The sequence below is a fragment of the Amycolatopsis regifaucium genome, assembly GCF_001613935.1.
GTDB classification, from domain to species: domain Bacteria; phylum Actinomycetota; class Actinomycetes; order Mycobacteriales; family Pseudonocardiaceae; genus Amycolatopsis; species Amycolatopsis regifaucium.
Genome location: NZ_LQCI01000008.1, coordinates 57,454 through 71,528 on the forward strand (window position 1 = coordinate 57,454; position 14,075 = coordinate 71,528).

The window sequence follows — 14,075 nt, forward strand, 5'->3', positions numbered from 1 at the left end:
GCGTCACGCCAGGGAGCCGAGCGTGGCCAGCCAATCGGCGAAGTGCGGGCACCGGGCTCGGAGGCCTTCGATGCCCAGATCGGCGATCGCCAGCGGTCCTTCGAGCGTCTTCGTATAGCCAGGGCAGTATCGGGCGAGGCGTTTCGAGGGTGCGTTCTTCGGGTCGTCGTTGACCAGCTCCGGCCCGCCGGATTCCGCGCAATCTCGAGTGATCCGCTCGGCCACCGTCGGGTCGTCGCGGAGTTCGGCGAGCTGGTCCCCGGCGGCGAAAACCCACGACTCCAGCTCATGCTGCACGAGGTGGGGAACGAATCGGTGATCGCCGATCTCGGTCTTCATCGCCTTTTCGACGTGCTCGACCTTGGCGGTGGCGGTTCCCGCCGGTCGAGTGGCCATTCCCGGTGCGTCAGTGGGGAAACCGTAGTAGTCGAACAGCGTCGTAAGGACGGTGAGGTGTGCGCTCGCGAGTAGTTCCTTGAGCTCTCGTCGTAGCTTCGGCCACGACGTGACCCCACCTCGATAGGTCTTGGACGATGTCTGCGTGCGGACGGTCGAGTAGGTGACGAGCCAGCCTTGGCGCTGTAGGTGGCCAGAGAGCACATCGCGGACGACGGTCGCCTCCGTCTGCCCCTCCACCAACAGGTGCAGACGCTTTTGGTCAGGCATCGAGAACGCTGCCCAACGATCCCGGCTGGCCACCGAGGAGGTTCTTCTCCCAGAGCTCACCGAGCGAGTACTCGTCGAGCCAATTCTCCAATGCCGCCTTGTTCGGCCGGGTGAAGACCGAGTTCCCGGCTCGTTGTTCGACGACGATCAGGTCTTCGGCGGAGAACTGGTTCATCAGCGTCACCGACTGGGTGGCGATCAGGACCTGACTGCGAGTGGATGCCGATCGCAGCATGTCCGCCAGTTGGACGATGGCGAACGGATGGAGGCCGAGTTCCGGCTCGTCGAGCACGACGAGTGCCGGAAGTTCCGGTTGCAGCAACAGGGTTACCAGGCAAACGAAACGAAGTGTTCCGTCGGACATCTGGTTCGCCGAGAAGATCGTCTCCGAACCTTGCCGATGCCAGCGAAGCAGAATGCGGTCGGTGCTGTCGGGCTGGAGGACGAAGTCGCGGAAGAACGGGGCGACCAGCCGGATCGCGCCGATGATCCGGCGGTACGCGGCCTTGTCCGCCGGATCTTCGCTGTCCCGGAGCCGCAGCAGAACCGCGGCGATGTTCGCCGCGTCCGCCCGCAGCGCGAGATCGTCCGCGGTCGGAGTCAGCCTTTTCACCGGCGCGTCAGCGCTTGTGTCGTGGAAGTGGTAGACGCGGCAGCCTTTGAGCAGCTCAGTGATGTGCGAAGCCACCGAGTTCGTCCCGCGCTCTTCAACGACCTCGCTAAGGCGGCTTTCCCGGTGTCCACGTCCGATCGATTTCGACCACGGCTGCTCGTGGCCAGGGCCGTGGTACGAAATCACTTCTTCGTCGAAGATCAGTTCTTCGCCGGGTGCCGCCGCCAGATGGGCTTGGTAGCTGTTGGGCGGCGCATCCAACTTGAGGCTGATCCGCATGGTGTCCGCGGCGTCGTTGATCAGCGCCGACGCGCCGCCGTTGCGTCCCACGAACAGGTTCAGCAGATCTTCGCTGATCCTGCCCAACAGCTCGAAGGCCTGGACGAAGTTGCTCTTGCCCGCGCCGTTCGCGCCGATGAGCACGTTCATCGCGCCTAGTTCGACGCGCGCCGAACGGATCGAGGTGAACCCCTCGATCTCGATCGACGTGAGCTGCTGGCGGGTCATGTGCACAGCTTAGGCAGGCGTCCATATGAGTTGCCTACTTGAACACGCAACTACCGCATTCAGAGGACGAAACGCGTTACTTGCCGATCGCGTCGGCGAGCGCCAGGATCCGCCGCGCGTTGTCCACGTGCAGGTTTTCGATCATCCGCCCGTCCACGGTCACGACGCCCTGTCCGGCCGCCTTGGCCTCTTCGAACGCCGAGATGATCTTCCGCGACCGTTCGATCTCCTCCTTCGACGGCGCGAAGATCCGGTTGCACGGTTCGAGCTGGGCCGGGTGGATCAGTGTCTTGCCGTCGAAGCCGAACTGGCGCCCCTGAACGCATTCGGCCTCGAAGCCTTCGAGGTCCTGGACGTCGTTGTAGACGCCGTCGAGGATCGCCTTGCCGGTCGCACGTGCGGCCAGCAGCGCCAGCGAAAGCCCGCCGAGCAGCGGCGCGCGGCCGGGGACGAACTCGGCATGCAGTTCCTTCGCCAGGTCGTTCGTGCCCATGACCAGCACGGTCAGCCGTTCGGACGCCGCCGCGATCTCCTCGGCGTGCAGCATCGCGACCGGCGTCTCGACCATCGCCCAGATCTTCGTGTGGTCGGGTGCGCCGCCGAGTTCCAGCGCGCGCTCGATGTTGTGCACCTCGGCGGCGGAATTCACCTTCGGCACCACGATCGCGGCCGGACCGGCCTGTGCGGCGGCACGGAGATCCGCGTCGTGCCATTCGGTGTCGAGGCCGTTCACGCGGATGGTCACCTCGCGCGAGCCGTACTCCTTCGACGACGCGGCCGCGCAAACGCGTTCACGTGCGGCTTCCTTCGCGTCGGGCGCGACGGCGTCTTCGAGGTCGAGGATGAGCGCGTCCGCGTCCAGCGTCTTCGCCTTCTCCAGCGCTCTTTCGTTCGCGCCCGGCATGTACAGCACCGAGCGGCGGGGCTTCAAAGCCGCGGAAGTCATGAGAGGGCCTCCTTGGTGGCCGCGTCGTAGGCGGCGGCGAGTTCGGGGTCGTCGGCGGCCAGTGCGTCGGCGAGTTCGGCGACCACGCGGCATTGCTTCACGGACGCGTCGTCCTGCATCTTCCCGTCGATCATCACGGCACCGGTGCCGTCACCCATCGCGGCGATCACGCGCCGCGCCCAGGCGACGTCCTCGGGGGACGGCGAGAACACCCTTTTTGCGATGTCAATCTGCACCGGGTGCAGGCTCCACGCGCCGACGCAGCCGAGCAGGAACGCGTTGCGGAACTGGTCTTCGCAGGCCACGACGTCGCGGATGTCGCCGAACGGCCCGTAGTACGGCAGGATCCCGTTCGCCGCGCAGGCGTCGACCATCCGCGCGACGGTGTAGTGCCAGAGGTCCTGCTGATACGTCGTGCGCCCCTCGTTCAGGTCTTCGCCGGTCGGGTCCGTGCGGACGAGGTAACCGGGGTGTCCGCCACCCACCCGGGTGGTCTTCATCCGGCGGCTCGCGGCGAGGTCGGCCGGGCCGAGGGAGATGCCCTGCATGCGGGGGCTCGCGCCGGCGATCTCCTCGACGTTCGCGACGCCGCTGGCGGTCTCCAGGATGGCGTGCACGAGCAGCGGTTTCGTCAGGCCGGCCCGCGCTTCGAGCTGCGCGAGCAGCCTGTCGACGTAGTGGATGTCCTGCGCGCCTTCGACCTTCGGCACCATGATCACGTCGAGCTTGTCGCCGATCTCGGTGACCAGGGTGATCAGGTCATCGAGCACCCACGGCGAGTCGAGGCTGTTGACGCGGGTCCACAGCTGCGTCTTGCCGAAGTCGGTCGACTTCGCGATGGAGACGAGCCCGTTCCGCGCGGCCTCCTTGCGGTCGGCGCGCACCGCGTCCTCTAGATTCCCGAGCAGGACGTCGACCTTCTTGGCGATGTCCGGGACCTTGGCGGCCATCTTCTCGTTGCTGGGATCGAAGAAGTGGATCATCCGCGAAGGAGGCACGGGGATCTGGCGGAGCGGTTCCGGCGCCCCCACCGCGAGCGGGGCGAAGAAATCCTTCGGCGAACGCATCGTTCCTCCATCGCAACGGGCCAAGTGACCGACGAGTAACCCTAAACCCGGAACCCGGGGAACCGCTGCGGCGCAGCTCACCTCCAAGGGGACACGATCGGGCATCGCGGAGGATTCTGTGGACGACTGGGCCTTGCCGGGTTTCACCGAGATGGGGTCGCTGGGCGAGGGCGGTTTCGGCCGGGTCGTGCTGGCGCGGCACGACGAATCCGCCCAGGTCGTGGCCATCAAATACCTGTACGCGAGGTTCGCGGCGGACCCACGACGGCTGGCTGAATTCCGCCATGAGGCGCAGATCCTGAGCCGCGTTTCGGGGCCGCACATCGCCCGTCTGCACCAGTTCGTGGAAACCCCGCAAGGTGCCGCGATCATCATGGAAGCGGTGCACGGGATCTCCCTGAAAGAGATCCTGGGTCGCCAGGAGAAGCTCGAACCCGAAGCCGCGCTGGCCATCCTCAAGGGTTCGCTGCTCGGCCTCGCGGGCGCGCACGCCGCGGGCACCGTCCACCGCGACTACAAACCGGCCAACGTCCTGGTCACCCGAGAGGGGCAAAGCAAACTCGTCGACTTCGGCATCGCCGTACTCGCCGGGCAGACCGGTGTCGCCGCGGGCACACCCGCGTACATGGCACCCGAGCAGTGGTCCGGCGGGGTCGCCACCCCCGCCACCGACGTCTACGCCGCGACCTGCGTGTTCTTCCAGTGTGTCGCCGGGCACCGGCCGTACGAGGCCGATCAGACCGAAGTGCTGCGCACGCTGCACGAATACGCGCCGATCCCGTTCGGTGAGGTCCCCGAACCGGTACGCGACCTCATCGCGCGCGGCATGGCGAAGGACGTCGCCCAGCGGCCGTCGGGTGCCGCCGAGTTCGTCACCGAACTGGAGACGTCCGCGCGGAAGGCGTACGGCGACGACTGGGAACGCAACGGCTGGCACTGGCTCGCCAAGGGCGCCGGTGTCCTGGTCGCCCTGTCCCCGCTGGCCTTGCTCGGGGCCGGGACCGCCGCCGCGCCGGTCATCGCGGGCGGCGCGGCGACCACCGGCGGCGGGATCGCGCTCGGGCTCAAGGTGACCGCCGCGATCGCCGCCGTCACCGCGGCCGCCGTCGGCACGGTCGTGGTGGTGAACGCCAACGGCGACGACCAGGCCTCCGCGCCGCCACAGACGACGACACTCGCCGCGATGCAGGTCGACCTGCTCACGCGCACCGAGAAACTCGACGGCTACGACTACAACGGCAAGTACGTCCGGATCAGCGGGTTGAAGGACAAGGCGGCGGAAGAGCGGGTCAACAAGGCGCTGATGGCGCCCATCGACGGCTGGCTCGAGAACTTCTGGCCGGACAGCTACCGGCCGCAGAAGGAACCCGACGGCGACATCCCGCACATGAAAACCGAGGCCGAGATCCTCCGCAAGGACGACAAAGTCCTCTCGGTCGTCTACAAACGCTCGATCGACTCCATCCAGTTCGGCAACCACGGCGGGTTCAGCATCCGCCCGATCGTCATCGACCTGACGAAGGGTGAGCAGATCTCCACCGCGCATCTCTTCGACAACGTCGACGGCACCGCCGCCCGGATGCGGATGGTGGAAGACCAGATCCTGGAGGCCGCGAAGCCGGGTGACTGCCTCACCGGGGCACGGAACGACGTCGAGCACCTCCCGGTGGACGCGATGTCGGCGCGCTACACCTTCGACTACGACTCCATCGTGCAGGCGGTGCCGACCGCGAACGGCATGCGGTTCTTCGTCTACGGTTCCGCGCTCGGCTTCCCGCGCGCCTGCGATCCGACAGAGGTCACCGTCGACTATGCCCGCCTGTCCGGTCTGTTGAGTCCGACCGTCACGAACCTGCTCGGCCTCACCGGCGGCGGCACGCAGGGCAAGCGGACCAAAGAGGACAACGTCGGTCCCTTCACCATCACCACGCCGGAAAAATGGTGGCTGCTCTCCAGCGCTCCCATCGAGCGTTACCTGGTGACCGACGATCAGTGCTCGAACAGCGGCACGCAGCCTTTCCACTGCGCGGGCGTCCTCTTCAGCGACAACTCGCGCGTGGACCCGGCCACTCCGGCGTATGAACCGGGCAAACCGTACAACCGCTCGTTCGGTCCGCGTCCGTGTCATTCGATCGGGGCGCCTGGCGAATCGCAGGGTTCACCCGTCTTGCAGAAGAAGGAGCTGCGGCCGGTAGGAACGAAGAGAGCCGCGTACGAGGAGTGGCGGCTCACGTGCACTGGCGGCGGTACCGTCACCCAGCGGGTCTGGTTCCTGCCGAAAACGCAGCTCGTGATCGTCGACGAGTGGAACACTCCAGGTCTCGACAAGATTCTGGAAGAGGCACGGTGGAACTGAGTGACGAGTGGAGACTGCCCGGCTTCACCGAGCTGGAGCAGCTGGGCACGGGCACCTTCGGCCGCGTGGTGCTGGCCCGCCAGGACAACACGGGTCATGTCGTCGCGATCAAGTACCTCTTCTCCCGCTTCGCCGCCGACCCCGCCTACCTGACCGCGTTCCGGCAGGAGGCACTGGCGCTGCACCGGGTGACGAGCCCGCACGTCGTCCGCCTGTACGAATTCTTCGAGACACCGCAGGGCGCGGCGATCGTGATGGAGGCGATCAACGGCGTCTCCCTGCTTTCCGTGCTTCGGGCCGAAGGCGCTCTCGAACCCGAAGCCGCGCTCGCGGTGCTGAAAGGTTCGCTGCTCGGCCTGGCCGCGGCGCACTCCGTCAACGTCGTCCACCGGGACTACAAACCGGGCAACGTCCTCGTCGCCGACACCGGCGAAAGCAAACTGGTCGATTTCGGCACGGCCGTCCTGGCGGGTGAACGGGGCCCCTCCGTCGGCACCCCCGCCTACATGGCGCCCGAACAGTGGGCAGGTGGTCAGGCCACTCCCGCCACCGACGTCTACGCCGCGACCTGCGTGTTCTTCCAGTGCGTCGCCGGGCACCGCCCGTACCAGGCCGAAGAAACCGAGATACTCCGGACGCTCCACCAGCACGCGCCCATCCCGTTCGGCGAGGCTCCCGACCCGGTGCACGAGATCATCGCGTTGGGAATGGCGAAGGACCCTTCGAAGCGGCCGGCCGACGCGCTCACCTTCGTCGGCGAACTGGAACGCGTCGCTCGCGCGGGTTACGGCGACGACTGGGAACGCAAGGGCTGGTCACGGCTGGCGAAGGCGACGGGCGTTCTCGTCGCGGCGACACCGCTGGTCCTGCTCGGTGCCGGGACGGCGGCCGCGCCCGGCGTCGCCGCCGCCGGAACGGGCGCGGTCGCCGCGTCGACCGGCGGGATCGCGGCCGGGCTGAAGATCGCCGTCGGCGTCGTCGCTGCGACAGCGGCAGTGGTCGGCTCGGTGGTCGTCTTCTCCGACGCGAGCACGCCGCCGCCATCGCCGCCGACCACCCAGCAGGCTGTCGCGCTGAAGGTCGCCATGAAGACCAAGACCGGGACGGTCCCCGGTACGAACATCGCCTACAGCGGCGACTACCCGGAAGTGACCGGGACCACCGACCAAGCCTGGTTGAAGCGGGTCAACGACGCACTGGCGGCCCCGATCGACGAATGGAACCGCAAAACCGGCCCCGGCGCCGCCAAACTGGAGCCGGAACGCGGTCCGTACACGCTCCTCACGAAGACCGACGTGCGCTCGCAGAACGAGCGGTACCTCTCGGTCCGCTACTCGCACGATCTCGCGAACAAACCGCATCCGACCTGGGGTTACGGCCGGGCCACGGTGACGATCGACCTGAAGGCGGGTAAGGCGCTCGCCCCCGAGGAGCTGTTCGCCCCCGGGAAGTTCACCGACGACGGCCTGCTGGCCCTCACCGAACGGATCTGGCCGGACAAGGAACAGTGCGGTCCCGTCAGCACCACCTTCCCGTACCGGCCGCTCAAGGCGGCGGATCTCACCGACCAGCGGAAGGCGTGGCTCGCCTTCACGCCGACGGCCGTCGAGGTCACCGTCAACCTGACCGATCTCGGCTTCTCCACCGCCTGCGCCGTTCAGGACTACTCGCTGCCCTACGACAAGGTGGCGGACCTACTGAACCCGGACCTCGTCGCGGGCGTGACCGGCGGAAAGCCGCTGAAGGCGACGTCGTCCGCGCCGCCCGCCCAAGGACTCACGGATGTCTCCGTCGGCGCGCTGACCCTGCACCTGCCGCCTGGGTGGTCGGTGCAGTCGCAGGGACTCGAGAAGGTCATCGTCGACTCGAGCTGCCCGGACTCGAAGAAGTACTTCAACTGCCGGTACTTCCTGGTCACCGACAACACGCAGGAGTCGGCGGAGCAGCCGTCGTATCGGCCGGGCGGGTTCTACCGCCGCAGCGCGGGAGGCCGCGCCTGCAATGCCGCCGGCCGCAAGGACCTCCGCCAAGAGGGTGACGCCGTGCCCACGGTTTCCGCCACCGCGCCGATCGGGACCGCGACGGCGACCTACGAGGAGTGGATCGTCAACTGTGTTCCTCGTGGACAGACCGGGGGGAGCGGCGAGGCGAAGGTGACCCAGCGGATCTGGTTCCTTACGGAGAAGCAGATCGTCGTCATGGACGAATGGCAGACCCCCGGGCTCGAAGAGCTCCTCCGGACCGCGACGGTCTCCTGAGGCTGACCTGCGACGGTCCACAGTGGAATGACCATTCACTGAGCCGAATGGCGCAAGGCACTACGTCCGTCGCCGCGACTGTGTTCGGTGGCGGCCTGTCCATACCTGTGACCGTTCGAAGACGCCGGGTAACACCACTTACCTCGCTCTCACTCGGTTGGCGGCACGGTCGGACTGAAGTCGGATGACCGCCCACCGACCGGTCACCGATCGCAAGGCGCCGCCGATCGCAGCCACTCCCGTTGTCCGGCGCCGCCGCCTTCCGGCCCTGTTAGACAGTTCATGTGCCGCTTCCATCGAGGTGGCACAGGATGAAGAGCCTTAGGGAAACCAGGTTCGAAGGAGGCGGAACGTGGCGGCTACACCGAACATGGAGAGCTCGACGGTCGCCGGTGGCGCGAAGCGCAGCCGGTCACTGCCGAGCCGGGTGGTGCCGCCGATCGAACTGCCCGCGAGCGTCGAGGAGCTTTCGCGCAAGGCGGCGGTCCTGCTCGGCTGGAACGGCATCGTGTTGCCGGAGACCACCGTGCTCGGCCGCAAGATCTGCGTGGTCGCCCGGCTCCGTACCGACGTGCACGCGGAGCGCATCGCGATGGGCATGGGTCCCGTCGTCGATCGCGCCACCGTCGACACCTGGACATGGCCAGAGCTGGCCGCGACCGCACCCGCGCCGGCCGCCGAGATCATCGGCGTCCTCGCGGTCGCCCGGCACTGGCGCACCGCGATGGCCTCCGCGGTCCCGTTCGCACGCTACGGCGAGGCCGCGATGGTGCTCCCATCGCCAGCCGTACTGACCGAGGACTACGTCGGCAACTGCCTGCCGCGTGCCCGCGCCTACGGGCTCGCCATCGTCAGCGCCGACCCCAACGCGGTCACCGACCTCGACCTCGAGGGCCACAACGAGCGCATGATCCTGGACGAGGACCCGGTCTCGCGCCTGGTCAACGAGATCGTCTACGACCAGCTGCTGCGTGCCACCGAGCTCCCTGCCGAAGTGGACTGAACGCACTACTCTCGGTGCCATGCGAGTCGTCATTGCGGGTGGACACGGACAGATCGCGCTGAAGCTGGAGAAACTCCTCGCGGCGCGCGGTGATCAGGCGGTGGGGATCGTGCGCAATCCCGATCACGTCCCCGATCTCGAGGCGGTCGGTGCCGAAGCCGTCGTCCTCGACCTGGAAAAGTCCGATGTGGACGCCGTCGCCAAGGTGCTCGACGGCGCCGATGCCGCCGTCTTCGCCGCGGGCGCGGGCCCCGGCAGCGGCACGGCCCGTAAGGACACTGTGGACAGGGCCGCCGCGGAACTCTTCGCGGCGGCCTCCGAACAGGCGGGGGTCCGGCGGCACATCCAGGTCGGCTCCATGGGCGCCGACAACTGGGAGACCGCGGACGTCCCGGACGATTTCCGCGTCTATCTCAAGGCCAAGAAAGCGGCTGAGGACGATCTGCGCGCCCGGGATCTCGCCTGGACGATCCTGCGACCGGGACAGCTCACCGACGACGACGGCACCGGCCGGGTCCGGATCGCCGAAGCGACCGGCCGCGGACCGATCCCACGGCAGGATGTCGCCGCGATCCTCGTCGCGTTGCTCGACGAGCCGTCGACGGCGGGGCGAGTCCTCGAAGCGATTTCTGGTGATACTGCTATCTCTCAGGCCGTTTCCGCTTTGTGAAACCATAGTGTGTGGACGTAATCCGTCTTTTGACTGAACGGAGTAGGTCCTTGCGCGAGGACATCGCGGTCTTCAGTGGCAGCGCACATCCCCAGCTCGCCGAAGAGATCTGCACTCATTTGGGTGTCCCGTTGCATCCCGTGCGGGTTCAGCGGTTCGCCAACGACTGTCTCGAAGTCCAGCTTCAGGCGAACTGCCGCGAGCGTGACGTCTTCCTGATCCAGCCGCTGGTGCGGCCGGTGCAGGAGCACCTCGTCGAACTGCTGCTGATGCTGGACGCCGCCCGGGGCGCGTCGGCGAAGCGGATCACTGTCGTCATGCCGCACTATTCGTACGCCCGATCGGACAAAAAGGACGCGCCGCGGATTTCGATCGGCGGCCGTCTCGTCGCCGACCTGATGGCGACCGCGGGTGCCGATCGCGTCCTGGCGATGACCCTGCACTCGCCGCAGGTGCACGGCTTCTTCAGCGTCCCGGTCGACCACCTGCACGCGTTGCAGGAGCTGGCCAAGCATTTCCGCCAGTACGACCTTTCCGCGACCACCGTGGTCTCGCCGGATCTCGGCAACGCCAAGGAGGCCGCGCATTTCGCCCGGCTGCTCGGGGTACAGGTCGCGGCGGGTGCGAAGCAGCGCTTCGCCGACGACAGGGTCGAGATCAGCTCGGTGATCGGTGAGATCACCGGCCGCGACGTGATCGTCCTCGACGACGAGATCGCCAAGGGCAGCACGGTGCTCGAACTGCTCACCAAGCTGCGGGAGCTGAAGCCGCGCTCGATCCGTGTCGCGTGTACGCACGGGCTGTTCTCCAGCGGCGCGCTCGAGCGGATCGGCAGCCAGCCGGACGTGCTGGAGGTCGTCTGCACGAACACGGTGCCGATTCCGCCGGAGGAGCAGAGCCCGAAGCTGCGCGTCCTGTCGATCGCGCCCGCGCTGGCGGAGGCGATGCGGCGGATCCACAACGGCGAGTCGGTCAGCGCGTTGTTCGAAACGGCCTAGACGGTGCCGAGCACCCGGTCGAGGTACGTGTTCGCGAAGACCCCGGCCGGGTCCACCTCCTTGCGGACCCGCGAGAAGTCGTCGAACCGCGGATAGCGCGAGCGCAGGGTCGCGGCGTCGAGGTCGTGCATCTTGCCCCAGTGCGGGCGACCGCCGACCTCGCCGACGATCGAGGCGAATCCGGCGAAGTACTCGCGGTAGGGCATGCCGACGAACTGGTGGATCGCGATGTAGGCGGAGTCGCGGCCGTTCGCGGTCGAGAGCCAGATGTCGTCCGCGGCGGCGACGCGCACCTCGACCGGGAACGCGACCGGATTCTCCAGTTTCGGTACCAGCGCGCGGAGTTCGGCGAAGACGTCGAGCAGCGATTCACGCGGGACCGCGAACTCGGACTCGACGAACCGCACCCCGCGATGGGTCACGAAGACGCGATGCGACGTGTCGCTGTACTCGCGGGCGGAGAGGACGTTCGAGGCGAACCCGCCGAGCGGTCGCACGAGTCTCGGCACCGCGCGGCCGAGGCGGCACAGCCCGCCGAACGCGACGTTCTCCGTGATCTCGTAGTCGACGAATTCCTTCAGCTTGCTCAGCGGACGGCGTGCGCTGCCCGCCGGAAGCCGGTTGTTGCGTTTGACCAGGGCGTTCTTGCCGTAGGGGAACCAGTAGAACTCGAAGTGGTCGTTCTCGTCGGCGAACTGGTCGAAGCCTTCCAGAACCTGTTCGAGCGGTTCCGGTCTTTCCTGCGCGGCCAGCAAAAACGACGGTTCACACTGCAGGGTGACGGTGCTGATGACGCCGAGCGCGCCGAGGCCGACTCGCGCGGCGGCGAAGAGCTCGGGCCGCTCGTCCGCCGAACAGGTGACCACGGTGCCGTCCGCGAGGACGAGTTCGAGGGCGGCGATCTGCGTGGCGATGCCGCCGAGCCGGGCGCCGGTGCCATGGGTGCCGGTCGAGATCGCGCCCGCGACGGTCTGCGCGTCGATGTCGCCGAGGTTGGTCATCGCCAGCCCCAGGGCGTCGAGTTCGGCGTTGAGCTGCTTGAGTGTGGTGCCCGAACGGACGGTGACCAGGCCTTTGGCGACGTCCGCCGACGCGATACCCGTCCAGCCGGTCAGGTCCATCGCGTCCGAATTCGCCGCGGCGATCGCGGTGAACGAGTGGCCGCTGCCCAGCGGGCGCAGGCGGCGTCCGTCCGCGACCGTACGGCCGATCGCTTCGGCGATGCCGTTCGTGTCACGCGGTCGATGCACGCGCAGCGGCGACGCCGTCGCGGTGCCGGCCCAGTTGCTCCACCGTGTCATGCGCCCACCTAACCCGTGGTGTTCTTTCGAGTGCCGAAACAGTAAGTGAATAGTATTCGCGTTTCAAGTCCTTCTGTCGTACCTTAGTTCGGGTGACCAGTGCGACGGTGTACGACTTGGCGACGAAGGACCTGGATCCTCCGTTCGCGGTTGTCGACTTGGATGCTTTCGACGCGAACGGCGCCGACCTGCTGCGGCGGGCGGGCGGTAAGCCGATCCGCGTGGTCAGCAAGTCCGTCCGCTGCCGGTATCTGCTCGACCGGGTGCTCGCACGGCCCGGCTTCGAGGGGCTCATGTGCTACTCGCTCGCCGAAGCCGTCTGGCATGTCGAGCAGGGGACGACCGATGACATCGTCGTCGCGTATCCGACCGCGGACCATGGCGCGCTGCGGCGGCTGGCGGCGAACGACCGCGCGCGGGCGGCGATCTCGATCATGGTCGACTCGCCGGACCACCTCGACCTGGTCGACGCCGCGCTCGGACAGGACCATCCCGAGATCCGGGTCTGCCTCGAACTCGACGCTTCGTGGCGGCCGTTGCCGGGCGTGCACGTCGGCACCAGGCGCTCGCCGGTGTTCAGCCCGCGGCAGGCGGCGGATTTGGCGCGAACCATTTTGTCCCGCAAGGGTTTTCGGCTCGTCGGGATGATGGCGTACGAAGGTCAGATCGCCGGGCTCGGTGACGCGGCGGGCAGCGGCGTCAAGAACTCGATCGTCGGCTGGATGCAGCGGAAGTCCATTGTGGAAATCGCGAAGCGCCGCGCGGCCGCTGTCCGGGCGGTGCGGGCGTTGACGGAGCTGGAATTCGTCAACGGCGGCGGCAGCGGCAGCGTCGAGTCGACCGGTGCCGAGGAAGCCGTCACCGAGATCGCGGCGGGCTCCGGCCTCATCGGGCCCACGCTCTTCGACGGCTACGCGCACTTCTCGCCGCGACCGGCCGCGATGTTCGCGCTCCCCGTGGTCCGGCGCCCCGCGCCGAAGATCGCGACGCTCTTCTCCGGCGGCTACATCGCTTCGGGCCCGGCAGAATCCTCGCGACTCCCGACGCCGTACCTGCCCGAAGGGCTTTCACTGCTCGGCTTCGAAGGCGCCGGCGAAGTCCAGACCCCCGTCGCCGGCGAAGCCGCCCGCCACCTGCGGCTCGGCGACCGCGTCTGGCTGCGCCACGCGAAAGCCGGCGAACTCGCCGAACGCTTCACGCACTACCACGTCGTCATCGGCGACCGCGTCGACCGGACCGTCCCCACCTACCGAGGCGAACACCAAAACTTCGGCTGACCCGCGCAACCCCACCCCCCACCCATCCCTGGGGGGCGCGCCCCGCACCAGCGTATCGGGAGGGGGCGTCGGGGAGCGGGTTTCCGAGGAGTGCGGGGCGAGGTTGTCCACAACTGTGGGTGGGTGTGGACAACTTATGTGGACAACCCCATAGGCGCAGGTCAGAGCCCGTCAGGTCGAGGCTGTTGGGGGTTGTGTGACTGCTGGGGCACCGGATTCTGTCGTCGGCGGACACGAATGGAGTAGGGGACATCGGTGACGCGAAGGCCCCTTGGAGGACTCCGGTGTGGGGTTGCCGGTGCGAGCTTGATCAACGGAAGATTGGGGACGTTGAGTGTCCCGGATCTTCCGTTGATCAAGGTGTGAGACCGGGCGATGACGCTCGCGGAACCGCCACCCTCGTGCAGGTCAGG

The 14,075-nt window shown here is 67.6% G+C and carries 11 protein-coding genes; 6 read left to right on the forward strand and 5 right to left on the reverse strand.

Features of this window, described 5'->3' with window-relative positions; all coding sequences use genetic code 11:
• Positions 1–3: 3 nt before the first annotated feature.
• From AVL48_RS09715 to AVL48_RS09730, 4 genes are all read right to left on the reverse strand, one after another.
• Positions 4–666: a DUF4276 family protein gene (locus tag AVL48_RS09715; protein ID WP_061980510.1), complete on the reverse strand. Its 663-nt coding sequence runs from the start codon at positions 664–666 to the stop codon at positions 4–6.
• Positions 659–1,786: an AAA family ATPase gene (locus AVL48_RS09720; RefSeq protein WP_061980509.1), complete on the reverse strand. Its 1,128-nt coding sequence runs from the start codon at positions 1,784–1,786 to the stop codon at positions 659–661. The genes AVL48_RS09715 and AVL48_RS09720 overlap by 8 nt, the downstream gene beginning before the upstream one ends.
• Positions 1,787–1,862: 76 nt before the next feature.
• The gene (locus tag AVL48_RS09725) at positions 1,863–2,717 is read right to left on the reverse strand and encodes an HpcH/HpaI aldolase/citrate lyase family protein (RefSeq protein WP_061980634.1); all 855 of its coding nucleotides are present in this window, start codon (positions 2,715–2,717) and stop codon (positions 1,863–1,865) included.
• Between the two features lie 11 nt (positions 2,718–2,728).
• Positions 2,729–3,799, reverse strand: coding sequence for an HpcH/HpaI aldolase/citrate lyase family protein (locus AVL48_RS09730; RefSeq protein ID WP_061980508.1), 1,071 nt, complete (start codon positions 3,797–3,799; stop codon positions 2,729–2,731).
• Between the two features lie 118 nt (positions 3,800–3,917).
• On the opposite strand from AVL48_RS09730, the gene AVL48_RS09735 reads away from it, so the two are divergent.
• The 5 genes from AVL48_RS09735 (at position 3,918) to AVL48_RS09755 (ending at position 11,084) form a co-directional block, all read left to right on the forward strand.
• Positions 3,918–6,155 (forward strand): protein kinase domain-containing protein, encoded by a 2,238-nt coding sequence (locus AVL48_RS09735; protein ID WP_061980507.1) that lies wholly within the window; start codon positions 3,918–3,920, stop codon positions 6,153–6,155.
• On the forward strand, positions 6,146–8,413 hold the full coding sequence (locus tag AVL48_RS09740; protein ID WP_061980506.1) for a serine/threonine-protein kinase: 2,268 nt from the start codon (positions 6,146–6,148) through the stop codon (positions 8,411–8,413). The genes AVL48_RS09735 and AVL48_RS09740 overlap by 10 nt, the downstream gene beginning before the upstream one ends.
• A gap of 352 nt (positions 8,414–8,765) precedes the next feature.
• The gene (locus tag AVL48_RS09745; protein WP_061980505.1) at positions 8,766–9,416 is read left to right on the forward strand and encodes a hypothetical protein; all 651 of its coding nucleotides are present in this window, start codon (positions 8,766–8,768) and stop codon (positions 9,414–9,416) included.
• Between the two features lie 19 nt (positions 9,417–9,435).
• Positions 9,436–10,086 carry an NAD(P)H-binding protein gene (locus AVL48_RS09750; RefSeq protein ID WP_061980504.1) on the forward strand — a complete coding sequence of 217 codons (651 nt, stop codon included), beginning with the start codon at positions 9,436–9,438 and terminating at the stop codon, positions 10,084–10,086.
• A gap of 50 nt (positions 10,087–10,136) precedes the next feature.
• The gene (locus AVL48_RS09755; protein WP_061980503.1) at positions 10,137–11,084 is read left to right on the forward strand and encodes a ribose-phosphate diphosphokinase; all 948 of its coding nucleotides are present in this window, start codon (positions 10,137–10,139) and stop codon (positions 11,082–11,084) included.
• On the opposite strand, the gene AVL48_RS09760 is transcribed toward AVL48_RS09755, so the two are convergent.
• On the reverse strand, positions 11,081–12,385 hold the full coding sequence (locus AVL48_RS09760; RefSeq protein WP_061980502.1) for a D-arabinono-1,4-lactone oxidase: 1,305 nt from the start codon (positions 12,383–12,385) through the stop codon (positions 11,081–11,083). The genes AVL48_RS09755 and AVL48_RS09760 overlap by 4 nt on opposite strands.
• Before the next feature lie 92 nt (positions 12,386–12,477).
• On the opposite strand from AVL48_RS09760, the gene AVL48_RS09765 reads away from it, so the two are divergent.
• Positions 12,478–13,662, forward strand: a complete 1,185-nt coding sequence (locus AVL48_RS09765; RefSeq protein ID WP_061980501.1) for an amino acid deaminase/aldolase — start codon at positions 12,478–12,480, stop codon at positions 13,660–13,662.
• The last annotated feature ends 413 nt before the right edge of the window (positions 13,663–14,075 follow it).